Origin of the sequence: Paraburkholderia sp. GAS199, assembly GCF_050436585.1 — a bacterium.
Classification (GTDB): Bacteria; Pseudomonadota; Gammaproteobacteria; order Burkholderiales; family Burkholderiaceae; genus Paraburkholderia.
In genome coordinates, this window is record NZ_JBNDMM010000001.1 from 92,513 (window position 1) to 117,521 (window position 25,009).

Annotated in this window: 25 protein-coding genes; 12 read left to right on the plus strand and 13 right to left on the minus strand. The window is 58.5% G+C overall.

All coding sequences use genetic code 11. The annotated features are described in order from the left end of the window. Positions 1–175: 175 nt before the first annotated feature. The 4 genes from P3T18_RS00355 to P3T18_RS00370 all read right to left on the minus strand — a co-directional run bounded on the left by P3T18_RS00355 (position 176) and on the right by P3T18_RS00370 (position 5,326). Positions 176–1,600, minus strand: a complete 1,425-nt coding sequence (locus P3T18_RS00355; protein WP_429297921.1) for an aldehyde dehydrogenase family protein — start codon at positions 1,598–1,600, stop codon at positions 176–178. A 123-nt stretch (positions 1,601–1,723) separates the two neighbouring features. Further along, positions 1,724–3,322 carry a GMC family oxidoreductase gene (locus tag P3T18_RS00360; RefSeq protein WP_429297922.1) on the minus strand — a complete coding sequence of 533 codons (1,599 nt, stop codon included), beginning with the start codon at positions 3,320–3,322 and terminating at the stop codon, positions 1,724–1,726. 142 nt (positions 3,323–3,464) lie between these two features. Beyond that, positions 3,465–4,454: a transketolase family protein gene (locus P3T18_RS00365; protein ID WP_429297923.1), complete on the minus strand. Its 990-nt coding sequence runs from the start codon at positions 4,452–4,454 to the stop codon at positions 3,465–3,467. A 2-nt stretch (positions 4,455–4,456) separates the two neighbouring features. Then, positions 4,457–5,326, minus strand: a complete 870-nt coding sequence (locus P3T18_RS00370; RefSeq protein ID WP_429297924.1) for a transketolase — start codon at positions 5,324–5,326, stop codon at positions 4,457–4,459. A 303-nt stretch (positions 5,327–5,629) separates the two neighbouring features. Here P3T18_RS00370 and P3T18_RS00375 point away from each other — a divergent pair, with 303 nt between their 5' ends. Beyond that, the gene (locus P3T18_RS00375; RefSeq protein ID WP_429297925.1) at positions 5,630–6,457 is read left to right on the plus strand and encodes a shikimate dehydrogenase family protein; all 828 of its coding nucleotides are present in this window, start codon (positions 5,630–5,632) and stop codon (positions 6,455–6,457) included. Between the two features lie 60 nt (positions 6,458–6,517). Beyond that, positions 6,518–7,198: a GntR family transcriptional regulator gene (locus P3T18_RS00380; protein ID WP_429297926.1), complete on the plus strand. Its 681-nt coding sequence runs from the start codon at positions 6,518–6,520 to the stop codon at positions 7,196–7,198. Between the two features lie 122 nt (positions 7,199–7,320). Here P3T18_RS00380 and P3T18_RS00385 read toward each other — a convergent pair whose 3' ends face one another. Continuing rightward, entirely contained in the window at positions 7,321–8,004 is a 684-nt protein-coding gene (locus P3T18_RS00385) for an SDR family NAD(P)-dependent oxidoreductase (RefSeq protein ID WP_429297927.1), read from the minus strand. A 339-nt stretch (positions 8,005–8,343) separates the two neighbouring features. Here P3T18_RS00385 and P3T18_RS00390 point away from each other — a divergent pair, with 339 nt between their 5' ends. Continuing rightward, positions 8,344–9,447, plus strand: a complete 1,104-nt coding sequence (locus P3T18_RS00390) for a glycerol dehydrogenase (protein ID WP_429297928.1) — start codon at positions 8,344–8,346, stop codon at positions 9,445–9,447. A 68-nt stretch (positions 9,448–9,515) separates the two neighbouring features. Continuing rightward, positions 9,516–10,820, plus strand: coding sequence for an MFS transporter (locus P3T18_RS00395; RefSeq protein WP_429297929.1), 1,305 nt, complete (start codon positions 9,516–9,518; stop codon positions 10,818–10,820). On the opposite strand, the gene P3T18_RS00400 is transcribed toward P3T18_RS00395, so the two are convergent. Beyond that, positions 10,813–11,088: a hypothetical protein gene (locus tag P3T18_RS00400; protein WP_429297930.1), complete on the minus strand. Its 276-nt coding sequence runs from the start codon at positions 11,086–11,088 to the stop codon at positions 10,813–10,815. The two genes, P3T18_RS00395 and P3T18_RS00400, sit on opposite strands and share 8 nt — an antisense overlap. Positions 11,089–11,562: 474 nt before the next feature. Then, positions 11,563–12,737 (minus strand): IS3 family transposase gene (locus tag P3T18_RS00405; protein WP_429297931.1). Its coding sequence is split into 2 segments (ribosomal slippage): positions 11,563–12,467 and positions 12,467–12,737, totalling 1,176 coding nucleotides; the frame shifts between segments, so codons are not numbered across the junction. Positions 12,738–12,806: 69 nt separating this feature from the next. Here P3T18_RS00405 and P3T18_RS00410 point away from each other — a divergent pair. Next, a complete protein-coding gene (locus P3T18_RS00410) occupies positions 12,807–14,279 on the plus strand; it encodes an RHS repeat-associated core domain-containing protein (RefSeq protein ID WP_429297932.1) in 1,473 nt (490 codons plus the stop codon). A gap of 46 nt (positions 14,280–14,325) precedes the next feature. Next, positions 14,326–14,778 (plus strand): immunity 26/phosphotriesterase HocA family protein, encoded by a 453-nt coding sequence (locus tag P3T18_RS00415; protein WP_429297933.1) that lies wholly within the window; start codon positions 14,326–14,328, stop codon positions 14,776–14,778. An 82-nt stretch (positions 14,779–14,860) separates the two neighbouring features. On the opposite strand, the gene P3T18_RS00420 is transcribed toward P3T18_RS00415, so the two are convergent. The 5 genes from P3T18_RS00420 to P3T18_RS00440 form a co-directional block, all read right to left on the minus strand. After that, positions 14,861–15,022 (minus strand): hypothetical protein, encoded by a 162-nt coding sequence (locus P3T18_RS00420; RefSeq protein ID WP_429297934.1) that lies wholly within the window; start codon positions 15,020–15,022, stop codon positions 14,861–14,863. Positions 15,023–15,334: 312 nt separating this feature from the next. Next, complete coding sequence (locus tag P3T18_RS00425) at positions 15,335–15,877, minus strand: hypothetical protein (protein ID WP_429297935.1); 543 nt, start codon at positions 15,875–15,877, stop codon at positions 15,335–15,337. A gap of 147 nt (positions 15,878–16,024) precedes the next feature. Further along, positions 16,025–16,519 carry a hypothetical protein gene (locus P3T18_RS00430; protein ID WP_429297936.1) on the minus strand — a complete coding sequence of 165 codons (495 nt, stop codon included), beginning with the start codon at positions 16,517–16,519 and terminating at the stop codon, positions 16,025–16,027. After that, positions 16,516–16,911 (minus strand): P-loop NTPase fold protein, encoded by a 396-nt coding sequence (locus P3T18_RS00435; RefSeq protein WP_429297937.1) that lies wholly within the window; start codon positions 16,909–16,911, stop codon positions 16,516–16,518. The genes P3T18_RS00430 and P3T18_RS00435 overlap by 4 nt, the downstream gene beginning before the upstream one ends. Before the next feature lie 191 nt (positions 16,912–17,102). After that, positions 17,103–17,381, minus strand: coding sequence for an HU family DNA-binding protein (locus tag P3T18_RS00440; protein WP_429297938.1), 279 nt, complete (start codon positions 17,379–17,381; stop codon positions 17,103–17,105). Positions 17,382–18,155: 774 nt separating this feature from the next. On the opposite strand from P3T18_RS00440, the gene P3T18_RS00445 reads away from it, so the two are divergent. From P3T18_RS00445 to P3T18_RS00455, 3 genes are all read left to right on the plus strand, one after another. Next, positions 18,156–18,437, plus strand: coding sequence for a type II toxin-antitoxin system CcdA family antitoxin (locus tag P3T18_RS00445; protein WP_429297939.1), 282 nt, complete (start codon positions 18,156–18,158; stop codon positions 18,435–18,437). Beyond that, the gene (locus P3T18_RS00450; protein ID WP_429297940.1) at positions 18,437–18,760 is read left to right on the plus strand and encodes a CcdB family protein; all 324 of its coding nucleotides are present in this window, start codon (positions 18,437–18,439) and stop codon (positions 18,758–18,760) included. Before P3T18_RS00445 ends, P3T18_RS00450 begins: the two co-directional genes overlap by 1 nt. Before the next feature lie 675 nt (positions 18,761–19,435). After that, a complete protein-coding gene (locus P3T18_RS00455; protein ID WP_429297941.1) occupies positions 19,436–21,193 on the plus strand; it encodes a phage integrase family protein in 1,758 nt (585 codons plus the stop codon). Between the two features lie 302 nt (positions 21,194–21,495). Here the strand turns inward: P3T18_RS00455 and P3T18_RS00460 are convergent, their stop codons facing one another. Continuing rightward, positions 21,496–21,864, minus strand: coding sequence for a helix-turn-helix domain-containing protein (locus P3T18_RS00460; protein WP_429297942.1), 369 nt, complete (start codon positions 21,862–21,864; stop codon positions 21,496–21,498). 106 nt (positions 21,865–21,970) lie between these two features. On the opposite strand from P3T18_RS00460, the gene P3T18_RS00465 reads away from it, so the two are divergent. The 3 genes from P3T18_RS00465 (at position 21,971) to P3T18_RS00475 (ending at position 25,009) form a co-directional block, all read left to right on the plus strand. After that, the gene (locus P3T18_RS00465; protein ID WP_429297943.1) at positions 21,971–23,248 is read left to right on the plus strand and encodes a multidrug effflux MFS transporter; all 1,278 of its coding nucleotides are present in this window, start codon (positions 21,971–21,973) and stop codon (positions 23,246–23,248) included. Positions 23,249–23,411: 163 nt separating this feature from the next. Beyond that, a complete protein-coding gene (gene paoA / locus P3T18_RS00470) occupies positions 23,412–24,062 on the plus strand; it encodes an aldehyde dehydrogenase iron-sulfur subunit PaoA (protein WP_429297944.1) in 651 nt (216 codons plus the stop codon). Further along, positions 24,059–25,009, plus strand: a complete 951-nt coding sequence (locus P3T18_RS00475) for an FAD binding domain-containing protein (RefSeq protein ID WP_429297945.1) — start codon at positions 24,059–24,061, stop codon at positions 25,007–25,009. The genes paoA and P3T18_RS00475 overlap by 4 nt, the downstream gene beginning before the upstream one ends.

Below are 25,009 nucleotides of genomic sequence, written 5' to 3' on the forward strand. Positions count from 1 at the left end.
TCAGTCACGCAAATTGTCAACATGCAACATGTAACATTTTACATGTTAGGTTTATGACTACCAAGAAGACACGCGGTCGCTTGCGAAAGCGCCGACCGATCGAGGCGTGGCGAAAATGAGCCCTGCCTGCGCGAGATGCGGTGGCGCTCCGAACCTCGGTCGCCGCCATCCGGCGCTACCGGTGCGCGCCGTTGATTACTTTCGTTTCGAGAAAATCTTCGAAGCCGTAGGCACCCCACTCACGGCCATTGCCCGATTGCTTGTAGCCGCCGAACGGGGCCTCGAAAGACTGCGGCGCGCCGTTCAGGTGGACCATGCCGGCGCGCAATTCGGCGGCCACCGCCTCGGCTTGTGCTGCATCGCCCTGAACGTAAGCCGCGAGACCATAGGGGGTGTCGTTGGCCAGACGGATGGCGTCGGCACGATCGCGATACGGAATCAGCGCGAGTACAGGCCCGAAAATCTCCTCGCGAGCGATACGCATGTCGTTGCGCACGTCGGCGAAAACGGTCGGCCTGACGTAGTAGCCGTCTTCCAGACCAACCGGTTTGCCCTGACCACCGCACACTAGTCGCGCGCCTTCCTCGATGCCCACGCCGATCATCGACTGGATCTTCTCGTACTGCACCGACGAGACTACCGGCCCGATATGCTCGCCCGACTTGCCGGGACGACCGACCGAGATGGATTCGGCGGCTTCGCGGGCGATCTCGACAGCGGCCGGGTAATCGCGCTCGGAGACGAGCATGCGTGTCGGCGCATTGCACGACTGGCCGCTATTGGACATGCAGTGCAACACGCCCGCGCGAACGAAACGCTTCAGATCCGCGCCGTCGAGAATCACGTTGGGCGACTTGCCACCAAGCTCCTGCGTGATGCGCTTGACGGTCTGCGCACCGTTCGACGCGATCAGCGCGCCCGCTCGCGTGGAACCGGTGAACGACACCATGTCAATGTCGGGATGCGCCGCAAGCGCGGCGCCCGCCGTCGCGCCGTCGCCGTTGACAAGATTGAACACGCCCGGTGGCAAACCGATTTCGTCGATCATCCGAGCCCACAGCAAGGCGCTCAACGGCGCGACTTCGCTGGGCTTGAGCACCATCGTACAACCGGTAGCGAGCGCCGGCACAACCTTGCAGGCAATCTGGTTGATCGGCCAGTTCCATGGCGTAATCAGCGCGCACACGCCGATCGGCTCGCGCACAACGCGGCCGCCCTCCACGTCGTGCGCAAAGGGGAACCGGCGCAGCGCGGCGAGACCCGCTTCGAGATGGGCTTGCCCGGTGCGCGCCTGCTGCTCGCGCGCGAAGTCGATTGGCGCGCCCATTTCCAGCGAGATCGTCGCGGCGATTTCCTCATAGCGACGGTTGTACACTTCGAGCAAATCGGACAGCCATGCTTCGCGTTGCATCGGCGTCGTTTTCGAGTAGCCGGGAAAAGCCGCCTTGGCTGCCGCAACGGCGTCGTTCACGTCTTCGGCCGAACCCGCCGTGATCGTCGCGATGCTGGAGCGGTCGCCAGGGTGCTCGACTTCGATACGCTGCGTCGAGCGAGGCGTTACCCACTTGCCGTTGATATAGAACTGTGTCGAATCGGACATCTGTGTCTCCAGACAGAGGTGGCTCGTGAAGATCCGCCGTGATGGGTTCAGGCGGCTGGGTTGATACAGCGGCGTTCGTTATCTAACCAGTGCGGCCCGATTGGTGGGGCACGCGCCGACCGCTCAAATGGTGGCCGCGGTCATGAGGGGGCGACCGAGCACCATGTCGGCCGCCTTCTCGCCGATCATGATCGACGCCGCATTGGTATTGCCCGAAATCAGATTCGGCATGATCGACGCGTCAACCACGCGAAGCCCCGCGATGCCTCTCACGCGCAATTCGGGATCGACCACCGCTTCGTCGTCCATGCCCATCTTGCAGGTGCCCACCGGGTGATAAACCGTCTTCGCGCGCCGGCGGATGAATTCCAGCAGTTCGGCATCGCCGCGCACCGAAGGCCCCGGCAACGACTCTTCTTCGGTGTACTGGCGCAAGGCGTCCTGCGCCAGTACCTCGCGCGCGGCCTTGAGGCCCTTCACCGCGATGCGGCAGTCTTCGGGATGCTGCAGATAACGCGGATCGATCGACAGGCTCGCAGCCGGGTCCGCGCTCTTCAGACGAATTTCGCCACGGCTCATGGGCCGCAGCACGCACGGATTGATCGTCGCGCCGGCCTTCTTCACCGTATCCGCGTCGAGGTCGAGGAACACGATCGGCACGAAATGCATCTGCACGTTGGGCCGCTCGTCGGGTTCATCGACATTGATGAAGGCGCACGCCTCCGTCACGTTCGACGCCACGGGCCCGGTGCGGAACATCAGGTACTGCAAGCCATTCTTGACCATATTGAGCACCGAGTCCTGGCCGTAATAGCCGTAACGCCCCGTGCAATACGAAACTGCCGGAAATTCCGCGTGATCCTGCAGATTGCCACCCACGCCGGGCAGATCGCTGAGAACCGGAATACCGTGCTTTTCCAGCTCTGCGGACGGGCCAATTCCCGAGAGCATCAAAAGTCGTGGCGACTGGATCGAGCCACCCGATACGATCACTTCCTTGCAGCCCGTTTCTTCAACGGTACGGCCGTTGTGACGGTAGACCACACCTGTCGCACGACCACTCTTGATAACGATGCGGTCGACCTGCGCGCCCGTTACGATAGTGAGCCGCCCGCTCTCTTCTGCCTTCCTCAAATACGCGACCGCCGCGCTGCAACGACGCTGCCTGCGCGTCGTGATCTGATTGAAACCCACGCCGTTTTGACGCACGCCGTTAAAATCGGGCGTGTAGCGAATGCCGGCCTGTTGTCCGGCCCGAACGAAGGCAGTGGACAGTTCGCAGCGCTGCACCAGATCCTCGACACCCAGCGGGCCGCCTACGCCGTGAAATTCGTCGTTGAAGCGTTCGTTGTCTTCAGCGCGCCTGAAATACGGCAGCACGTCGCGGTACGACCAGCCGCTGCAACCCGCGCGCGCCCAGTCGTCGTAATCCTCGCGCTGGCCGCGAATGTAGATCAGCGCATTCACCGAACTGCCGCCACCGAGCGCTCTGCCTTGCGGAACGATGCGCGGGCGCGAATCCATGCCAGTTTGCGGCACGGTTTCATAGTGGTAGAGCAGATCGGTCGAAAGCAGGCGCGTGAAGCCCGCCGGAATGTGAATCAGAGGATGACGATCGCGTGGTCCGGCCTCCAGCAACAGAACCGATGCGCCTGCTTCGATCAGGCGCCCGGTCAGCGCGCTGCCAGCCGAGCCTCCACCTACTACCACGTAGTCGTACATGATCTTGTTGTCTCCATCATCTGTTTTTGTGGCTTTGGCAAAGCCTTCAAACAATGATATATGATGTATTTTTAGATCGCAACAAGCGTGACCCTCATGGCGCCCATCGCGATCTATCTGTTGACTCAAGCCATTCCCGGCTTCAATTACTGACTTTCGCAAGCGCTTCGCACGTGATCTTTTCGATGCCGGGGCCGTCGAGGTGGTAGTGCGCGTAGAGATGAGTCGGCGGCGCGATCAGGCTGTACTCGTCGTAGATCCCGTGACGCACCACACGTACTCCGATGCCTTCGTCGGCCACTGCTTCCGCGACGGCCGCGCCAAGACCGCCGATCACGTTGTGTTCTTCGACCGTAATCAGGATTTTCGAGCGCCGCGCCGCAGCCAGAATCGCCTCGCGATCGAGCGGTTTGATGGTCGGCATGTCGATCACGCCGACCGAACGACCTTCGGCGTTGAGCTTGCGGGCCGCTTCGAGTGCGGCCGCCACCGGCAGGCCGCAACCGATGATCGTCGCCTCCGTGCCTTCAATGTGCTCGATCGCTTTGCCGATCTCAAACGGCACGCCGTCCTCGTACACCTTGGGGTCGCGGCCGCGTCCGATACGGAAATAGATCGGATCGGGCCAGTTCACCGACGCTTTGATGGCAGCGGCCAATTGTGCGCCATCGGCAGGCGAAATCACCGTGAGGTTGGCAATTGCGCGCATGGTCGAGATGTCTTCGGTGGCGTGATGCGAGGTGCCGTAAAAGCCCAGCGAAATACCGGTGTGATGGCCGATCAGACGCACGGGCAGCCTCGTGTACGCGACATCCATGCGGATCTGCTCGCAGCACAGTAACCCGAGAAACGAGGCGAACGTGGCGACGAACGGCAACACGCCCGTGGTTGCCATGCCGGCCGCGGCCGACACCATGTTCTGCTCGGAAATGCCGAACTGAACGTAGCGTTCCGGAAACGCCGTGGCGAACTTGTTGAGGCCGTTCGAATACTGCAAGTCCGCCGAGCCGGCCACGACAGGATGGCCCTCGTTGGCGAGATCGATCAACGCGTCCGACAGATAGTCGAGACCGGGATTACGCGCGTTGAGCGCACGGTATTGCCATGAATCGGGGTTTTGCGGTGTGGACATGTTCAGATTACCTTGCTCTTGATTTCGTCGATCGCGCGTTGTGCGTCGTCCGGTGCGAGATAGCCGAGGTGCCAACCCGGCTCCGTTTCCATGTACGAAACGCCTTTGCCTTTGAGCGTGCGTGCAATGACGCAGACTGGTGCCGAGCGAGCTTTGTCCGCTTTCAGGCGCCGCAGCAACGGAACCAGTGCATTGAGATCGTGCCCATCGACCTCGTGCGTCTCCCAGCCAAACGCACGCCATTTAGCGGCCAGCGATTCGATGCCGATCACGTCGTCGACCTTGCCGTCGAGTTGATAACCGTTGCGATCCACGATCGCGATCAGGTTGTTCAGCTTGTGATGAGCGGCGAAAAGCGCGGCTTCCCACACCTGGCCTTCCTGCATCTCGCCATCGCCCAGCATCGTGAAGGTGTTGAACGATTTGCCGGCCATCTGCGCCGCCTTAGCCATGCCCGCACCATTGGAGAGTGCGTGACCGATCGAGCCCGAGCTGAAGTCGATACCCGGTACCTTGGTCATGTCCGGATGGTCGCCGAGCGGGTTGCCGAGCCGCGTATACCCGTCGAGCGTTTCAGCGTCGATGAAGCCGTAGTCGGCGAGAATCGGAAACAAGCCGACGGCTGCGTGCCCTTTGCCCATGGTGAACCGGTCGCGCTCGCTCCAGGCCGGCTCGCCGCGACGGATCGACATGACGTCGTAGTAAAGCGCCGCGAAAATTTCCGCCGCCGAAAAGACCGATGAATAGTGGCCGGTCTTCGCGATTTCGATGAGGCGGATCGTTTCGAGGCGAACGAACTGCGCCTTCTCGCGCAATAGCGCTAGCGTCTCCTGCTTGAGCGGCAATTCGCGCTCGAGTATGGCTTCCGACATACAGTCTCCTTTGAAAATGCTGTTGCTGGCGCGCAGTGAGGACGCATTTCATTTCCTCCCGCAATTGGCCAAGTCAATCACGTCAATCACGTCAATCACGTCAATCACAAAGATATATGATGCATCGAAAATTTAGACGTCGCAAGACTTCATACGTGATTATTGTCCTCGGGATTACGCGAAGATCAGATCATCTGTTCTGCCGATCTTGCGCCGTCGCTGATCAACCGATTGTCAAGTTTAAATGCATCATATATCATATCAGAGTGAAATTTAAGCTGCATTTCGACAGGAGACAATCAATTGAATTCGGAACAGACCGGCGTCGCCCAGATCAACGGCAATACTCGCGTAATCGTGTTGATGGCGTGGCCAGCGTCGCACGTTCGCACGCCGGCGTTTTTCAACGCCATATGCCGCGCTCGCGAAATCAATGCAGTTATGGTGCCATGGGCCGTGTCGCCCGAACGCCTCGCCCAAGCGTGGGAAGGTCTGCGTTACGTCGACAACCTGGCCGGAATCGTTCTCACCATTCCGCACAAGCAAACTGCGGCGAAACTTTGCGACACACTCGAAGGCGACGCGGCGCTTCTGGAAGTTGTCAATACCGTGCGTCGCAATGCGGACGGGACCTTTACAGGACGTATGTACGACGGCGTGGGATTCGTCGCAGGCATGCTGGCCAAGGGCATCGTGCTTACTGGGAAGCGCGTGCTACTTCTGGGCGCGGGCGGCGCCGCAATGGCCATTGCACTGGCACTGGCGCGCCAGGATGTCGCCACGCTGACCATCGCCAATCGAAGCGCGCAGAAAGCCGGCCTGCTTGCAGAGGCCGTCACGGGCGAAGTGCCGCATGCGATAGTCCAGACCGGCAGCGCCGACCCGAGCGGGCACGACATCGTTATCAACGCGACTTCGCTGGGACTGAAACCCGGCGACGCTCTCCCCTGCGACGTATCCCGTCTGGAGCGTGGCATGGTGGTCGCGGACGTTATCATGCAACCCGCCGTCACGCCGCTGCTGGTTGCCGCGGCCGGACGCGGCATGCGCATCCACGAGGGCGAGCACATGGTCGTGCCGCAACTCGAACTGTTCGAACAATTTCTGCTCAACCCGGCTTCACCGGATTGACGGACACGCGACCAATGCGATCGTATATCATGTAGAAAACACGTTAGCCCTCAACACACTATGAAATCGCTTCTACGCCTCGAGAAAAGCAATCTTTCGTCGCGCACGTACGACCAGATCCGAAGTGCGCTCATGAATGGCGAATATTCGCCGGGCGATCGTATCCGCATCGCCAATATGGCCGAGGCGCTGGGCATCAGCATCACGCCGGTACGTGAAGCCATTTTCCGACTGGTCAGCGAGCAGGCGCTCGAAATGACTGCGGCGACGTCGATCACCGTGCCTGAACTGGATGCGGCAACAGTTGCCGAGATTCAGCTGATGCGTCGACTACTTGAAGGCGCCGCCGCCGAGCGTGCCGCAGTCGCCATTACAAAGCATCAACTCGAAGGGCTCTCCACCACGCACGACGAGTTCATCGCGGCGGTGTCCGTCAGTCCTGCCGACGCCGCCCGCATCAATCGGGATTTTCACTTCCAGTTAATGGCCGTAGCGAATATGCCCGCCCTCTTCGATATCGTCGAAGGATTGTGGGTTCGAATGGGGCCGTTGCTGCACGTTTTCCATTCGCACTTGCCGGTGCGGGCGATTTCAAACCGCAACCACCCGCACTATCGAGTGTTGAGCGGGTTGAAGAAGAAAGACTCCACAGCGGTGGCGAAGGCGATCCAGGAAGATATCGCGTGGGGTGAGCGCATTCTGACCGACTGGATGTCGCAGCACGCTGTTCAAACGGCGTGAGGTTACCTCGAATCTGGCCGCAAATTGCAACCGCGCCAGCAACCGGTTACTGAGGGCACCGCGTCACAGGCCGAAGCCCACATCATTCAACGATCACGGCTTCGGCATGCTTCGTCTAAGATTCACGCGATGCCGAAGCCGCCGTCGATCGGCAACACGACACCCGTGATATAACTCGCTGCCGGCGAGCACAGAAATGCCACCACGCGTGCTACGTCTTCCGGTTCGCCCCACCGCTTCATCGGCAGGCGCGTCATGATCGCAGTGCTGCGTTCAGGATTATCTAGAGCCCCCGATGACAGGCGAGTTCTGATCCAACCCGGCGCGATCGCATTGACCCGCACGCCGTGCTCGGCCAGTGCCACCGCATAGGAACGCGTCAGGCCCAGAATCCCCGCCTTGCTTGCCGCATACGCGGGATTGTTCTTCGAACCGAAAAAGCTCCACATGGATGCCACGTTCACGATGGCGCCCGCGCACCGGGTGATGCGTTCACGGGTCACGTCGATCAGTAACTGCGACCCGCACAGATTGATGTCGATCACGCGCTGGAAACCCGCTGGCGTGAACTCCTTGCCCTCGTGCAGGATGATGCCCGCGCAATTCACCAGATAGTTGATGTCAGACAAATCGTGCAAAGCTGATGTGACTTCGTCGACCGAAGTCACATCAGCTTGACGAAACACGATGCGTTCATCGAGGTCCGCGTCGGCGTCGATGCCGAGTGCAATCACCTTGCATGTTTGCGCAAGACACTCCGCTACAGCACGGCCGATTCCGGTGCCGCCGCCCGTGATCACCGCCACCTGACTCGTAGTCACATTTGAAATCATCGGTTATCTCCCATTCGGATTCGTCTCCAGCGTAGCTCTGCCGGTTCGGTTGTTTATGTTCGTTGAGCAGGACAACATCTTGACCCTAATGATATATGATGCATCTACAAGATGAACATGATTTTGATGAACGGGATAACCCTGATTGCCTCACGTTTGTTAATTCATACATCATATATTTTGCATCAAATTTGTTCACGGCATCCTCAGGAAGAAGATCGAATTAGAGCGGCTAGCCCGCGCGTCAACCAGTTGTCCGAGACATAACCAAAAGCCGCGGCACTGCACCGCGCTTACTTCGGAGCGCATCACATGTCACCCATCGTTTTCGGATCCCCCGGCCGCTACATCCAGGGCGAAGCACTTCTCGACCGCCTTGGGCTTTATCTCTCCGGCTACGCGAATCAGGTTTTGTTCGTATGTGACGCGTTCGTCGGCAAGCTGGTCAAACCCACGATCGTTTCGTCGTGCCACGGTCAGAACATTCGCACGGCGTGGATCGAGTTCGATGGAGAATTGACCGCGCAGGCTGTCGATAGGCTCAAGCGCGAAGCGCAATCGGCGGATTTTCAACTCGTTGTGGCGGTAGGCGGGGGCAAGACGCTAGACGCAGGCAAGGCTTTAGCGCATTCATCGAACCGTCCTTTCGTCGCGGTGCCCACTGTCGCGTCGAACGACTCGCCCACGTCGAAGAATTACGTCATCTACGACGACAATCATCATCTTGCCGAAGTGCGCAACATGCCCCGCAGCGCGGTGCTCGTCATCGCCGACACCACCTTGCTCGCGAGAGCGCCCCGCCATTTCCTGATTGCCGGAATCGGTGACGCGCTGTCGAAATACTTCGAAGCCGAGCAGTGTATGAAGTCCAATGGTGCCAATCTGTTCGGCGCGCGTCCGTCGTATTCCGGCTTCGTGCTTGCCAAAGCGTGCTATGCGACTATCCGCGAATACGCTGAACATGCATTGACGGGCCTTCCGTCTGCACCGCAAGGCTGCGCCACTACTGTCGCGTTCGACCGGCTGATCGAGGCCGTGATTCTGATGAGCGGGCTGGGCTTCGAAAGCGGCGGGCTCTCGGTGGCTCACTCCATGACACGCGGCTTTTCGCGTGTGCCGGGCTGCGCAACTGCAGCGCATGGTCTTGCTGTGGCCTACGGCCTGCTCGTGCAGTTGCGGCTTGAAAGACGAAGCGAGAGCTTCATACACGAGTTGCTGTCGTTCTATCAGCGAATCGGCTTGCCCAAAACGTTGAGCGAACTCGGCGCGACATCGAATGATCGCGCCATTCGCCAGAGCATCGCCGACTACACCATGACCGCACCGCACATTCGTAATTTCGAGCGCACCCTGAATGCAGAAGATATCGTCGCAGCCATGGAAGCGATAGACAGCATGACACACGAACTTCGCTAGCCACATCGTGCATCACATCTCTGATGACATGCACAAACCACTAAAAACTCAAAAATGATGGAGGAGCTGTGAATCAAGTTCAGGGAGCAACATCCGCTGATGGCAATATTCAGGAAGTTCGACACATATCGTACCGGCGTTCCTTGCTCGCATCGGGCGCAGGCAATCTGCTCGAATGGTTCGACTGGACTGTCTATACGGTTGCGTCGGTATATATCGCGGCGGCGCTGTTCGATAAAACCGATCGCATGTCGTCCTTGCTCAATACGCTAGCGGTTTTCGCAGCCGGTTTCTTTGCGCGGCCGCTGGGCGGCATCGTCTTCGGCGCGATGGCCGACAGGATCGGGCGACGCGCGGTTCTGCTTACAACCATGCTGCTGATGGCGGTCGCCAGCTTTCTGATCGCGCTGATTCCGTCCTACGAGGTCATTGGTGGCTGGGCGTCCGCGGCCTTGCTGGCAGCTCGTCTCATTCAGGGTGCAGCGCACGGTGGCGAGACCGCCGCGTCATATGCGTATATCGCCGAAATCGCACCGCCCAAACGCCGCGGCCTCTGGTCAAGCACTGTGTTTCTGTCGGTCGGAGCGGGCTCCCTGATTGCCACTTTCTTTATGGCACTTCTCACTCAGGCGCTCAGCACCGACGACATGCAACATTGGGGTTGGCGCATTCCTTTTGCCGCTGGCGGCCTGCTCGCTGCGTTTGCCATGTGGATGCGCCGCAACATGGTGGAGAGCGTCGAGCTCGCGGCAGAACCCACGCCTCTCGCTCAGACATGGTCCCGCGCAAAAATGCTCAGGGAAGGTCTTAAGTTGTTCATGTACGAAGCAGGCTCGACGCTGACCTATTACACGTGGGTCAGTTCAGCCGCGATCTACGCGATCAGCGTCAAGCACATGGACGCGCATGAGGCCTTCACCGTGAGTTGCTACGCACAGGTAATTTATCTCGTCGCGCTCCCATTTATTGCTCGCCTGTCTGATCTGATCGGGCGCAAGATCACTACATTGATTTCGTTGCTGGGTATTGCCATCACGATCTTTCCACTATGGAGTCTCATTTCAACGGCGCCGTGGACGCTGCTCGTTGCGCAGACAATCGGGCTGATTCTGGTCGGTTTCATCACGGGCGCAAAGCCTGCCTCCATCTCCGAGCAGGTGCCGACGCGTTATCGAACGAAGCTATTTGGTTTCTTCATCTCGCTCGCCGTTGCGTTTTTCGGCGGCACCGCTTCGTACATCAGCACTTGGCTAGCTTCCATCGACAAGGCTTGGTTCTTTCATGTCTACTTGATCGTGATTGCCTTGATCGCGAGCGTTATCGTATCGACTTGGAAGAACAACACAGGTAAGCCGATGAGTGAGATCACCTGAGCGCGCGGGTGGGCGCGGGCATATCGATCCACATGCGCGCGGCGACTAGTTCCGCGCGGGGGATAAAGCGTATCGGTGATGCCGATGTGTTGATCGTATCACAAACAGCGGCGTCCCCATCGACCGGCAGATCTGCCGCGATCAGCAACTCGTCTCTGTCGGCATATCGGACCAAAAAGTCGACTTGACGACGATTCTCGCCGATCAAAACCGTCCCTCGTCGTTCACTAGAGGCCACGACTGATGGATCAGTCTCGATGATATCCACATCCAATACGGTGCGTCGGCAAACCGTAAGCCTGCGGCTAAGCTTTGGGCTGAAAGCCCCAAACCGGTGCGCACCTCGCGGGCGAGTCGCAGCTGTCGGAGCGCTTGAATGAAGGGAATGTTCCATAAGATCAAGACCTCATGGACGGGTTACGGACTTTAGAACGCGAATTGACAAAATCAAGTCGAACTAAGGCGAGTTGACGAATTTATGTCGTTCCGACAGCGTTTGACAATGCCGTAGAACGCATTAAAGTTGTCAAAATTGCGATATTAAAGCTGTCAATTCGCCGAGGCACATACGTGGAATGCCTCGAAGCCTTGCTGGACAAGGGCTTCCGAAATCCGAGTTAAACATGTCAATTACCCCACGTCGGCAGATAGGCGAAAATCCCGGAAAACGCAGAGACCGCACGTCGCACTCGACCGCCTGCCGAGCGGGTGAGGTCGGTCGGAATCGGTGGAGGCCAACGCGTTAAGCCGCAGTACGATCCAGATAAAATCGCTGCGTAAATGCGGCAGGCGACAGGTAGCCGAGACGGGCTTGCGTGCGCTGCCGGTTATAGAACATTTCGATGTAATCGCTGATGGCGAGTTTGGCTTGCTCCCGTGTAGCGAAGCGCAGATGATAGATCAGTTCGCTCTTGAGAGAACCCCAGAAAGATTCGATCGGCGCGTTATCGTAGCAATTGCCGCGGCGACTCATCGACGCGCGCATGTCGAACTGCCTGACGAGCTCCTGGTAAGCCCGTGCGCAATATTGCGAGCCGCGGTCGGTGTGCTGAATCAGGCCGGGCTTCGGACGTCGGCTTGAGACGGCGCGAAACAGCGCCTGCATCACCAGATCTTTCGTCATGCGTTCGCTCATTGCATAGCCAACGATTTCGCCGCTGTACAGGTCTTTCAGGCCGGCAAGATATAGCCATCCTTCGTCAGTCGCAATATACGTGATGTCGCCACACCAGGCCTGATCGGGCGCTGACACGGAGAATTTCTGGTTCAGCAGGTTCGGCGAGACCGGCAAGTCATGCTTTGAATTAGTGGTGGCCCTGAACTTACGCTTCTGCCGGCACCGCAGGCCGAGCTTTCTGCGCAACCGTTTTATTCGGTGTACGCCCACACAAACGCCGTGCCGTTCGAGATCCCTTTGCAACCGCTCCGGACCGAAACTTTCGCGCGTACGCTGATGGGCCGCGAGCACCTCCGTCTCCAGTCGGGCTTCCTGCCGCGCCCGGTTGGAGGGCGTGCGTTTGCGCCATGCGTAATAACCGCTGACCGAGACGCCGAGCAAGCGGCACATCGGTGGCACCGGATAGTCCTGTCGCATCTGTTCAATTACGCCGTACTTCACCGCGACTCCCTCGCAAAGTACGTCGCGAATTTTTTTAAGAGATCGCGCTCCATCTTCACTTCCGCCAGTTCTCGCTGCACGCGGGCCAGCTCGGCTTCCAGTTCGGTCTGTGGTTTCTGCTCCTTGCCGACCTCCCGAAGCTTGCCCGCTTTAGCCGAACGGACCCAGTTCGCCAACGTCTTCATCGGAACTGACAGCCGACGTGCCGCCTCCGAAACGCCTACACCTTCGGTCAGCGCCAGCTTGACCGCCTGCTCACGAAATTCGCTCGGGTAGACCGCCTTGGGAATTCGATTCATCCATACCTCCGTTTCACGATTGTACGAAACGTTGGCCTCTACTTTTTTCGACTGACCTCAGGCGGTCGGGTGACCGGAATCAGCGACTCTCAAGGTGGGAACATCGCTCGTGGTTATGACGATCTTGACCGAGTTACATCAGAAACGACTGCGCAAGGCAACGTCACATACAGTTACGACGCCGCGAGTCGTCGAACGAGCTTTCAAATCTCAGGTCAGCCAACGGTCAGTTACGGTTACGACAACGCAGATCGAGTTACATCGATTGCACAGACTGATGCGCGCGTGACGTTCGGATACGATCCTGCGGGACGCCGTTCAACAATGACATTACCCAGCGGCATCGTGGCTACATACGCCTACGATATCGCCAGCCAGTTGCTTCAGATCACCTACGCAAGCGGAGGCCAAACGGTTGGTTCGCTCCTATACAGCTACGACAGCGTAGGTAACCGAACTAAAACCAGCGGCACGTTGTCAAGTTGGAACCAGCCGCCATCCGATTCAAGCGCAACATATGATGCTGCTAACCGTCTCGTGACGTGGAACCAGAAATTGCAAGCTTATGATGGAAATGGAAATCTACTCGATGACGGCCAAGTAACTTACAGCTGGGATTCGCGGAACCGACTTATTACATTGGCTGGCGCCGTTACAGCGCGGTTCACTTATGATGGGTTCAATCGGCGGACCAGCAAGTCGATAAATGGATCACAGATTGACTACGTGTATGACGGTCTAAATGCGTCGCAAGAGTTATCAAACGGTCAAGCCACCGCCGAGATTCTGCATGGCTTGGGGATCGATGAAACTTATCGACGCACGGATTCCGTTGGGCCGCGGGACTTTATCGTGGATGCGGCCGGTAGCACCGTCGCGCTCGTTGATACCGCGGGGTCATTCAAGACTACATACTCCTACGAACCATATGGTCATACAACGGCGACCGGCGAAACGAGCTCAAACCCATCTCAGTATACTGGTCGAGAAAATGACGGATCTGATTTATATTTCTTACGAAACAGGTATTACAAGACGGACGAAAGCCGGTTCATTAGTGAGGACCCGATTGGTTGGTCCAGTGGGCAGACCAACCTATATGCATACGCTTACAATCCGCTGCAGTGGGTGGACCCCATGGGTCTGCAAGGAACAAAGACATATCAAACGTACACCAAGGTCAATCTGGAAACAGGTGTAATATATTCGGGACGTACCAGCGGCTATGGCACTCCCGAACAAAACGTCGCACGACGCGACTTAGGTCATCACTTGGATGAGTGCTGGGGCCCGGCTCAATTAGATCGATCGTCAAACAACAGTGACGCGATTCGCGGGCGCGAACAGCAGAATATTGATGAATTCGGTGGAGCGAGATCCATGGGCGGCCGCTCCGGAAATGCGATCAACGGAATTTCCCCTACCAATCCGAAAATGGGTCAATATATGGGAGCAGCCGCTAACGAATTCGGTCGTGGAGGCGGCGGCGGAAATCTTTCCACGCAAATGTTGCCACATGGCGCAGAGATTCCTTTCGAGTAAAGCGAGCTGCAATAGATAATGAAATGTTGATTAACGGGAGTTAGCGGTGGCTAAGGTTCGAGGGAGAGGGAAGATCGGTGATGTATTGCGAATTTCGTTGGAAAACGGTTCATTCGCCTACGGTAGAATTCTGGACGAACCCTTAATGTGTTTCTACGATATATCCACACGCACCGAAGTCAGTTTGTCGGAAATTCTCAGTTCTCCCGTACTGTTTCGAGTCTGGGTAATGAATCAGGCGGTGAAAAGACCTACGTGGGAAATCATAGGAAATGAGCCGCTTGATGACAATTTGAAATCAAAGCCGACTTTCTTCAAGTACGATCGAAGAGATAAAGCATTCAGCTTATACCGCGATAGCACTGACATTCCCGCTACGCGAGCCCAATGTATAGGACTTGAATGTGCCGCAGTGTGGAATCCAGAGCATATCGAAGATCGCTTGCGAGATCATTTTGACGGACGACCCAACAAATGGGTTGAATTGTTGAAACCGTGAGCATCATGATCGCGAAGAAATGGCCGCGATTTCTCCAAGTGTGCATGGCAGCTGCCGGCGATTGATTACGGGAGGGTATTTCTCAGCGCTGACAACAACAGTTGGTGGGCACCAGCATTGAACGGCGACACGCGGGCGAACCGCACGCGGACGCATACTCGGCTCGGACTTGGTCGTCAGAATCGTCGATCCACAGCAGGTAGTCGATGAAAATCTCTTCGCCCTCGCCGATCGGCAGGAGCATGTAGATAAAGTCCGTTCGCCGGCGTCGATCGCCTCGCAATTGGTCATGCAACATGAGTCCGCCACCGTGCACTATTGCGTCCACGGCTTCCGTCAGTAACTCCACCACCTGACAGACCGAAAAAGGAAGTGTGTCCGGTGATACCCTCAAGTTGCTGTCGGCGCAGCGCATACCGCCAGACTGGAATCTCACCCTTGTACTCGAGCATGCATTCGCCGGCGGTGAACGCATCGTTCGCACATAGCCCCTTGCCATGAACCGGCGACCGACGGACGATGACGAGCCGGGGCGGCCGAACCATGAGGACTACGCTCAGACATCCATCGAAACGCCGAGTCTCTCAACCCGCATGCGATCAATAACTGATCGGCGCCCGACGACCCGCAGCGCCGCAACCATTTTCAGCCTGATGCCCTCGCGTTCATCTTCCGGAACTGGCATCCGGAAAACACCTGAAACAAGGTGGCGCAAATATGGGCCCTGATGGCTCAATAACAGAACAACGAGCTGCTCGACCGTAGCGCTGCCAAACGCAACCGGTATGCCGTCATGCCAGTCGGTGTTTCGAATGATCATGTCGGCCGCCTGTTCCAATGTCATCGACGGCCGCGCCGCGACAAACTCTTCAGCGAACCTCGCTCGTGTTTTGGGGTCGTCAATATCGCCCATCCTTCCGGCGTGATCCAGGTCGAAAATCTCTGGCCGGTCGCGTCGCGATCGTATGTATATCTCCAGTGCCTCATCCGCGCGATCGTCGAAGCCAAGCTCTCGCAAAAGCTTCACTGTAGCGTTCAGGTTCAACGGCGAAATGACGCTTGCACATTGAGCAACGGCACTCGAAAGGGCAGCCGCCACATCATTCGGGCCGGCATCAAAACGCTGGTGGAAAAGGTCCCAGCCATCGGAGAAGACGCTTTCCAGGTGTTCGCGGTCGATGACAGCGTCGAGGGCAAGCGCTTGCGTGATGATGTCGGTGCCTTCGACATAGCCCCGGCGTATCGCCTACAGCACCGCCTTGTCAAAATCATCGGTTGCCGAATAGTTGCACGCTTCCAGCTTGTCTATCCACTCCTGGGCCGCTTCCGCATTCTGCCTGTTGGCCTCGTCGCGAGCCAGTCGATGCGTGAAACGGTTATATCTGACCAGTTCATCCGGCGGCGGAAAACCCCTGCCCCGCTCATATAGCGAGCACGCCAACACCGCAATGGTGGTCGCCGCCTGCTGATGCACGCGTTGAGAACGGGCGGCGATCTCCTGGGCAACCATGCGAGCCGCGGCCTCAACCTTCATGATGACCCGGATGTTACTCACTCCAAGTGCGGTGAGTGGAGCAACGAGCATTTCCCGCATGGGTGTATCAGGCGATAGCCCGATGTCGATCGCGTCAGCGACATCAAGCACGAAGTCCAGCTTCTGATCGACGACCTTTTCCGCGAGCCGCTCATACGACTTCTTCGCAGATTCATCCAGCTGGTCATGGTTGAAAACCAGGATCACCTTGCAGCGAGCCTGCGACGGCTTCGAGCGCAACGACCAGGTGTTTGCCTCCCTAGGGAATCATTTTCCTTCAACGCCCTGGTGGCTGCCCCGAGGTTCCGTTTTGCCGCCTTCTCCTCGACCCAGCCTCTCACTCCCCTTGATGAACTGTCTTCGAACGGAAGCTTCCGGGTTTTCGCCAGCAGCATCGTCCGGATCTCGGAAATCGTCTGAACGCCGAAGGCAGAAGCGTACGCATACTTCGTCAGGCCATCGGTCCCGCGATACTTTGCAATCGTTTCCCGGAGAAGGAACGTCTTTCCGACTCCCCATGATCCCGTTACGGCAAGCACCCCCGGTGTCCTGGCGCCAATGAAATCAGTAACCACCTTTTCGATGATGGCCTTGCTCATTGATCTGAGTCCCCGGTGTTTGATTTCCTGACCTGGTAACGCACAGGCCTAATTTGTCAGTCGGGCGGCGCCCCCCGTTATCCAGCGTCGATCCCGGCTACAGCCGGGGACCGCATATGCTGCTGGGCGCTTGAGTCAGAATCGATGGTACGCGTCAGGCGGGATCGCGTCGCAATGCGCGCAAACTGATTTCACTTTGCGTTCACTGCATCCTTGAAGGCTTTACCAGCGGTGAATTTCACTGTCTTCGCGGCCGGGATCTGGATCTCCGCGCCCGTCGAAGGATTGCGACCGGTACGGGCCGCGCGCGCGCCCGTCGAAAACGCCCCGAACCCGATGAGCTGCACCGTGTCGCCCTGCGTCACGGTTGCTGTGATGGTGCCGATCAGTGCGTCGACGGCGGCGGTGGCGGCCGCCTTGCTTGTGCCGGTTTTTGCGGCGACGGCGTCGACCAGTTCCTGCTTGTTCATGGCTATTCCCTTTGATGGTTGTTGATTGCGCCACCCTACCCGATCGGCTCCCCCGTCCGCAATAGCCGGCCGCGCCCTGCACACCGGTTTGAAAACCGGACCGCGCGTCCATGCACAGCAGGCCTCCCGTATCGGCTCACCTTACACGGACGCCCGTCACGCGATTGGCTTTACGACGCCTCCAAAGCAGAAAGGACCCTTTATGCGCAGGCGGCCAGCGGACCGGACGCCGGCACTTTTCCTCAAGAACAGGCATACCGTGCCGGGCCCCGCAGGCAGGGTCGGCGCTCCGGGTGAATCGGCGACCATCCGAACTACACGAAACTAAGGGGATGAAAGCCGTAACTTTCATCCCCTCCTGCCTCGATAGTGCTCAAACGAACGGTCGGATAGCCACAACTATCCGGGCCTTCAATCTTCCCCGCCTTGCGAGCCTTGCATGGTTCGGGGATTTCCGCAATTAAGTGAGTAAGACTGGATCTTCGCGTCGAAACCCCAGCAGCATCTGGTCACGGCGACGGCCGTCTGCTCGACCGGCGCTGTAGGCATCAATCGCCGAATATGGCCTTCGCTCCAGTTTTGATAGCTGCTAGTACCAAAACTGCATTTAATGGCGAGCCTTAGGGCTAAAAAGCATCTTTAAATTGGGGCCACCTTAATCTGGATATTTGATGTTATCCGATCGTGGAGGATGGCCTCAGCCTTTTTGGACGCCTCCTCGCTGGGCACGGATATGCGATACAATGCGCATGTTTATGCGCATAGGAACAGCACATGACTTCTGAACAAATTCGGCAGGCCAAAGAGCGAACCGGGACTCCACAGGCGCGCAGGGCTACTCGGAAACCCACCAATGTGTCATTGCCGACCGACCTGCTCGACCGAGCGAAACAGTTGGACGTCAACGTCTCTCGTGCAAGTGAACGTGGCTTGCGCGATGAAGTGCGCGAGGCCGAAGCACGCGCGTGGTCAGGTCAGCACGCGGATTTCATTGCGGAGCTTAACGCGCGTGTCGAGCGCGATGGCCTACCGCTCGACGAATACCGGATGTTCTGATGGCCCGTTTCGATTTTTACAAAAACCCTTCATCCAGGTCGAGGGCAAAATCGCCATACCTGCTTGACGTGCAGAGCGACCATCTGGGAGAGCTATTGTCACGGGTTGTAATTCCGCTCACACACGTGGCAGGAAATTACACGTCGGGCAAGGTTGCACAGGATCTGGCTCCGATCATCGAGATCGGCGGCGAGAAGTTCGTATTGGAAACACCGTTCCTTGCCGCTATTAAAACGAGCGATCTGGGTCTCGCAACCGGGACGCTTAAATCCGAGCAGGGCCGCATTGCGGCTGCGCTTGATCGTCTTTTCGGCGCTTACTGATTAGAGGTGCCGTGGACCAGTCGGATCTTGCCAGGCCCAACCATCGACGGCATGAAGCAAATCGAGCATGACTCTGGCGAGTTCGACTGTCATGACGTGCTGCTCTGTCAGTACGGGAGGCGACTGATTCCCGATGATCATGGCGGCTTGTAGTTGCGGCTCGAACTCCAGCCAGCCGGGGTCCGGATGCCATACCTTGCTCGGATGGACCTGCCCGGCAGCGGCTGGCTTCTTTCTACGCGCAACAGTGGCGTCACCATCAGCAAATTCCTTCCGGACGACCCTGTCTGTCAGTCTTATCGACGCGGCCACGCATTTACATGAGCTAGACGCGACAAAGCTCTTGTCATCGTCCGCGACGAGCTCGCTCGCGCCCCGCAGACTATTGAATGACAGGAGCGGATCGCTGCCTTGCTGCACTTGCCGTGATCTCTTCTTAATTGCTGCTGCGAGTGACCTGCCAACGCATAACCGCGACAACGTACCATTACGCTAATACTAAGAGCTACGCCTGAAAACGCGAGTTGACCGTGATTTCGCTACGCATCAGCGCGCTGGACGAAACATTGGTTGCGAGATCAGACGAGCTTCCTCTCAAAAGCCGATGGCAAGACGAATCTATTCAGATAATCCTTCTTATCACAGTAGCATTGTTTTTGTCTTAAACTTGCGTTTATGAAAACGCGTGACACTTCACCTGGATCTGTCAGCTCTGCGGGCGAACGTTCAGCCGCCCCGTCGCTGCCCGATGCTGACGCCCTCGCCGCCCTGCGCGGCTGGTATGCGGGGCTCTCCTCACGCGAGACGGTCGGACGCTACCTGCCGCACGCGTTACGCGCGCCTCACGCAAGCGCGCGTGGCGTGCTCGGCCAGATCCGCCGGCAACTCGCCGCCTTCGCCGCGCGCCGCCACCGATCCGACCTCGTTGCTCTGTTCAGACATCCCGCGGACGAACGAATCGAACGCGCTGTCGCCGTGCTTCACGCGATCACCCTTCTGCCGGCGCTCGCCGACCCCGAGCCACAACTCGCTGACGACATCGCACAGTGGTTACGTCCGCGCGCCGTGCGGGTGCTGCGTGCGCACGGTATCGCCAGTCTCGCCGACCTGACCGTTCGGGTACCGCGCCGCCGTCAATGGTGGCGTGCGATCGAAGGGCTGGGTGCCGCCACCGCAAAGGAGATTGAAGCGTTTTTTGCCAACCATCCCGGGTTGACTGAGCGCGCCCGCGCCCTGGTCGCGAGCCAACCGTCCGCCTTGCGCGGACGGGGCGTCGCGGGCGACGGCGTGGTCGCACCATGGGAGCGCCTGCGCGTGCCGCCGGACGTGGACGGTGAAAATGGAGCATTCAGGGCACCACGCGGCGCCTGCACACTCGATGCAAATAACGATTACCAGGCCGTGCACGCCTGGCTTTCGCTCCAGGAGGCGCCATCGACCCAGCGTGCCTATCGCAAGGAAGCCGAGCGACTGATCCTCTGGGCGATCGTGGAGCGAGGCCGCGCGCTGTCGTCGCTGACTACCGAAGATGCAATCGCGTATCGCGCGTTCCTGACCCATCCGACGCCACGAAGTCGCTGGGTCGGGCCACCCAGGCCGCGGCACGCGCCCGACTGGCGCCCATTCGCCCGCGCGCTGTCCCCGCGCTCGGCCGCGTACGCGTTGTCGGTCCTTGGGGCGCTGTTCCGGTGGCTGATCGAGCAGCGCTACGTGCTGGCCAACCCGTTTGCAGGCGTCAAGGTACGAGGACGCACGCGGGTGGCGCCGCTCGACACATCCCGCGGATTCACGGACGGCGAATGGCAGATCGTGCGCTCACTCGCCGACGGACTGGAATGGTCGTACGGCTGGGAGGTCCCGGCCGCACAGCGCCTGCGGTTTGTTCTCGACTTCGCCTACGCGACGGGATTGCGTGCCGGCGAAATGGTCAACGCGACGCTGGGCGACATCCTGACCGATGCAAACGGCGATCACTGGCTGCGTTTGATCGGTAAGGGCAGTCGCCCGGGCAAGGTCGCGCTGCCGCCCCTCGCACGGCATGCACTGGAGCAGTCGCTGGTCCAGCGCGGACTGCCCGTCACGCCCACACACTGGAAGCCGAAGATGCCGCTGCTGGCGCGCCTTGGCGACGAGACCGGTGACACCTCAGGTATCACGTCGGCGAGGTTGTGGCATGTCATGCGGCGGTTTTTTCACCAAGCCGCCGGCCTGATTGAAGGAGATCACCCGCCACTGGCGGAAAAGCTCCGGCGCGCGAGTCCGCACTGGATGCGGCATACACACGCGACACACGCCCTCGCCCATGGCGCCGAACTCACGACCGTACGTGACAATCTGCGTCATGCGTCGATCGCAACGACATCGATCTATCTGCAGGGTGATGAAGTGAAACGTGCACGGCAGCTTGATGCGGCATTTGGAAGGCGGTCGTGAAGATGTCTCGCATCACGTGATTCCGAATGGTGAGGATTTTCGGGAACGCGTGGATCGGAATGACTGCCATGGCGGACATGATGCTGGCTCGCCGGCAGCATCACAGCGTCGTGACGCAACCGCGATCCGTAAACGTCTGGTCATGGCACCACGCCCTGCGCTTTTAGGTGCGCCCCCGCTCGAATGCAAAGCTAGCAGTCGGTTGCTAACGGCGACACGCGGCGAACTGACAGTAGTTCGCGTTATTGAAATCAGTTTAGCAACGCCCACTTCTGGGACGTGCTCTCTTGCAGGTTGCAGCCTCACCAGACGAAATCCACACGGCCGTGCTCTCGACCCGAAGGCGGCCGGCGACATTTCCAAATGCCCATGATGAACCCTCGTCCTAGCTGGTTAGTCGCGAGCACCGGATGTTTTTTAGGTGGCTCTCTAGCGCGCGTCGACGATGTGGCTGATACCAGAAAGACGACGCAGTCCAGTCTGGTTTTGAATCTGAACTGGGTGATACGCGGCCACGAACGGACACAACGCTGGTGGAGAGCCTCGAGGGCACACATGGCATAACTGAGCGTATAACGTGTGACGCCAAACGCCCGTGCCACAGCGTTGAAACTTCCGAGCTGCGCAATTGCGATGAAGGTAGAGAGGTCGGCTATGGTGGCGCAAAGCATTCATGAATATTTCTCAAAAGGCTTTGCAATCAGTTGCGGATTGTTGAATTTAAGATGGTGGTCTATCTTAAGCACTTAGCAAAATCCACCGGCGCGCCCACATCGCATGACCAACCTGTCAGATTCACCCGCGAAGAACGCTCGCAATGTCGAGGTGGTTGGACAATCTGTGGCTGTGGCAGACGCGAGGACTCACAGCCTGCGCACATTGGCCATTCTCAGTTTGCTGATGGCCTTCGCGTCGTTTTCCACAGACGTGTATCTGCCCGCACTGCCAGGCATGGCAGAGGCTCTTCGTGCCGACGCGGGAACGCTCGAATACACCATTTCTGGATATCTCGTCGGCTTCAGTCTTGGCCAGCTGCTGTGGGGTCCAATCGGCGACCGATTCGGCCGGAAATTGCCTATTTCTGCGGGCCTCGTGCTGTTCGTGTTGGGGTCCGCAGGTTGCGCATTGTCCACTGACGCGCACACGATGATTGTGTGGCGGGCCGTGCAGGCCGTCGGCGCGTGCGCCAGCGTCGTCCTTGCGCGTGCCATAGTTCGAGACCTATACACAGGTATTCGTTCAGCGCAGATGATGTCCACGCTGATAACAGTCATGGCCATTGCACCGCTGGTGGGACCGAGTGTGGGAGGCGTCATCCTGCATCTCGCATCGTGGCGCGCCATCTTCTGGACGCTTGTCGGCGTTGGGCTTTTCACTCTGTTGGCCCTGACGCTTTTACCTGAGACGTTGCCGCCGGCGCGCCGAAACCAGGAGCCGCTGAAGCAAGCGTTCATAGCGTACGGAAAATTGCTCCGAAGCTGGCCACTGTTGGGTTACGCCGGGACAGGTGGCTTTTTCTACGGCGGCATTTACGCTTACATTGCCGGAACGCCATTTGCCTTTATTACTTACCACCATATTTCGCCACAGGGGTACGGCCTGCTGTTCGCAGCGGGAATCATTGGGATTATGGTGACCAATCAGTTGAACGCACGGTATGTTCGACACTGGGGAGGCGACAACATCATGTGTGCGGGAGCCGTCGCAGCAGCTGTGTCCGGCGCAGCTGTCGCGCTTACATCGTTGACCGACTTCGGCGGTATCGCCGGTCTTGTCATCCCGCTCTTTGTCTTTGTCTCATTGAATGGTTTTATCGTCGCCAATTCAATTGCCGGTGCCATGGGCATCTTCCCTGGCCGAACGGGCGCAGTTTCTGCCCTTATCGGCTCCATTCAGTACGGAACCGGAATCGCGGGCTCCGCTGTCGTGGGCGCGCTTGCGAACGGCAGCCCCTTTCCGATGGGATTGGTTATTGCTCTCATGGGAATCGGGAGCGCCGCGTCCGCACTTGGCCTGAAGAACTTGTCACGCGGCAGCGAGCATCCTCCTCATTAAATTGAAAAAGCGTTCGTCGAGGACGACGATTTTCGCGCGCAGGTGAGGCGCAAAAAACAGGCTCTTTGCAACTTGTTCACCGACCGACCTTGTCGCGGATGCGTTGATAACCAGAAGTCAACGCGACTATCCCCCTCCCATTGTGAAATTAAGGAGTAAGCGCATGGATGACAATACTCCCACCCTATCAAGGCGAAACTTCCTCGTCAGCGGCGCAGCAGCGGCCGCCGCGGTAAGCGTGAGACCTGACCGTGCGCTTGCTGCAGCGGGTTCGACGTCTTCCACCGCCGAGCAAAGCGAAACAAGTGTACGTGTAACGCTTGACGTGAATGGACAACGTCATGCGCTGCAGCTTGACACGCGTACCACGCTGCTAGACGCGATTCGCGAGCATATTCATTTGACCGGTACGAAGAAAGGCTGTGACCACGGTCAATGCGGCGCCTGTACGGTCCTCGTGAATGGTCGCCGCATCAATTCCTGCCTCACGCTCGCAGTGATGCATCAAAGTGACAAGGTCACCACTATTGAGGGCCTTGGCACACCCGACCGCCTGCATCCGTTGCAAGCGGCCTTCATCAAACATGATGGCTACCAGTGCGGGTACTGTACGCCAGGGCAAATCTGCTCCTCGGTCGGCATGCTCGACGAAGTGAAACGCGGCGTGCCAAGCCATGTGAGCAGGAGCCTCGTCGAGAAGCCGCTGCTGAGCGTCGACGAACTTCGCGAACGCATGAGCGGCAACATCTGTCGCTGCGGTGCCTATTCCAATATCGTCGAGGCCATCACGGAAGTTGCCGGAGGTGTGGCATGAAGCCTTTCACCTACGAGCGCGCTAACACCCCGGCTGAAGCTGCAGCTGCTGCGAGCCGGCGCCCTGATACCAAGTTCATCGCTGGCGGCACCAACCTGTTGGACCTGATGAAATTGCAAATCGAGACACCGCAGCATCTCGTCGACGTCAACGGCCTTAATCTTGACCGAATCGAGGCAACGCCTGAAGGTGGACTCCGTGTTGGCGCACTCGTGCGGAACACGGACCTCGCAGCAGACATGCGAGTGCGGCGTGATTATGGAGTGCTATCGCGTGCGCTGTTGGCAGGCGCATCGGGACAGCTCCGCAACAAAGCGACGACCGCTGGAAATTTGCTTCAGCGCACTCGGTGTCCGTATTTTTACGACACAAATCAGCCATGCAATAAGCGCCACCCGGGGTCCGGCTGTAGCGCCATAGGTGGTGCTTCGCGTTCGCTCGGTGTGGTCGGCACCAGTGACGCTTGTATTGCAACTCATCCAAGCGACATGGCTGTTGCAATGCGAGCGCTGGACGCCACTGTGGAGACGGTGAATGCGCAGAATCAGAGGCGCCGGATTCCAATCGCCGACTTCCATCGGCTACCCGGAGAAACACCTCAACTTGAGACAGCATTGCAGCCGGACGAGTTGATTACTTCCGTCACGTTGCCGGCGCCCATCGGTGGGGTTCACCTTTATCACAAGGTGCGAGACCGGGCCTCTTACGCCTTCGCGCTCGTGTCTGTCGCCGCCATCGTGCAACGCGACGGAACTGGACGCGTAGCCTTCGGCGGCGTGGCACCAAAGCCCTGGCGCGTGGAATCTGCGGAAACATCACTTCCGCAGGGGGCGCACGCTGTCGTTGCAAACGCATTCGCCGATGCGCGACCGACTCCTGATAACACTTTCAAGGTGAAGCTCGCCGAGCGAACGCTGAGTGCAGTCTTGATGGAAGCGAGGGCATAA

What these genes read in the sequence shown, in the direction of transcription:
- P3T18_RS00355 (WP_429297921.1), bottom strand. Translation starts at nt 1,600, where the DNA reads ATGTCCGATTCGACACAGTTCTATATCAACGGCAAGTGGGTAACGCCT.
- P3T18_RS00360 (WP_429297922.1), bottom strand. Translation starts at nt 3,322, where the DNA reads ATGTACGACTACGTGGTAGTAGGTGGAGGCTCGGCTGGCAGCGCGCTG.
- P3T18_RS00365 (WP_429297923.1), bottom strand. Translation starts at nt 4,454, where the DNA reads ATGTCCACACCGCAAAACCCCGATTCATGGCAATACCGTGCGCTCAAC.
- P3T18_RS00370 (WP_429297924.1), bottom strand. Translation starts at nt 5,326, where the DNA reads ATGTCGGAAGCCATACTCGAGCGCGAATTGCCGCTCAAGCAGGAGACG.
- P3T18_RS00380 (WP_429297926.1), top strand. Translation starts at nt 6,518, where the DNA reads ATGAAATCGCTTCTACGCCTCGAGAAAAGCAATCTTTCGTCGCGCACG.
- P3T18_RS00390 (WP_429297928.1), top strand. Translation starts at nt 8,344, where the DNA reads ATGTCACCCATCGTTTTCGGATCCCCCGGCCGCTACATCCAGGGCGAA.
- P3T18_RS00420 (WP_429297934.1), bottom strand. Translation starts at nt 15,022, where the DNA reads ATGCTCCTGCCGATCGGCGAGGGCGAAGAGATTTTCATCGACTACCTG.
- P3T18_RS00435 (WP_429297937.1), bottom strand. Translation starts at nt 16,911, where the DNA reads ATGAGCAAGGCCATCATCGAAAAGGTGGTTACTGATTTCATTGGCGCC.
- P3T18_RS00440 (WP_429297938.1), bottom strand. Translation starts at nt 17,381, where the DNA reads ATGAACAAGCAGGAACTGGTCGACGCCGTCGCCGCAAAAACCGGCACA.
- P3T18_RS00445 (WP_429297939.1), top strand. Translation starts at nt 18,156, where the DNA reads ATGACTTCTGAACAAATTCGGCAGGCCAAAGAGCGAACCGGGACTCCA.
- P3T18_RS00450 (WP_429297940.1), top strand. Translation starts at nt 18,437, where the DNA reads ATGGCCCGTTTCGATTTTTACAAAAACCCTTCATCCAGGTCGAGGGCA.
- P3T18_RS00455 (WP_429297941.1), top strand. Translation starts at nt 19,436, where the DNA reads ATGAAAACGCGTGACACTTCACCTGGATCTGTCAGCTCTGCGGGCGAA.
- P3T18_RS00460 (WP_429297942.1), bottom strand. Translation starts at nt 21,864, where the DNA reads ATGCTTTGCGCCACCATAGCCGACCTCTCTACCTTCATCGCAATTGCG.
- P3T18_RS00465 (WP_429297943.1), top strand. Translation starts at nt 21,971, where the DNA reads ATGACCAACCTGTCAGATTCACCCGCGAAGAACGCTCGCAATGTCGAG.
- paoA (WP_429297944.1), top strand. Translation starts at nt 23,412, where the DNA reads ATGGATGACAATACTCCCACCCTATCAAGGCGAAACTTCCTCGTCAGC.
- P3T18_RS00475 (WP_429297945.1), top strand. Translation starts at nt 24,059, where the DNA reads ATGAAGCCTTTCACCTACGAGCGCGCTAACACCCCGGCTGAAGCTGCA.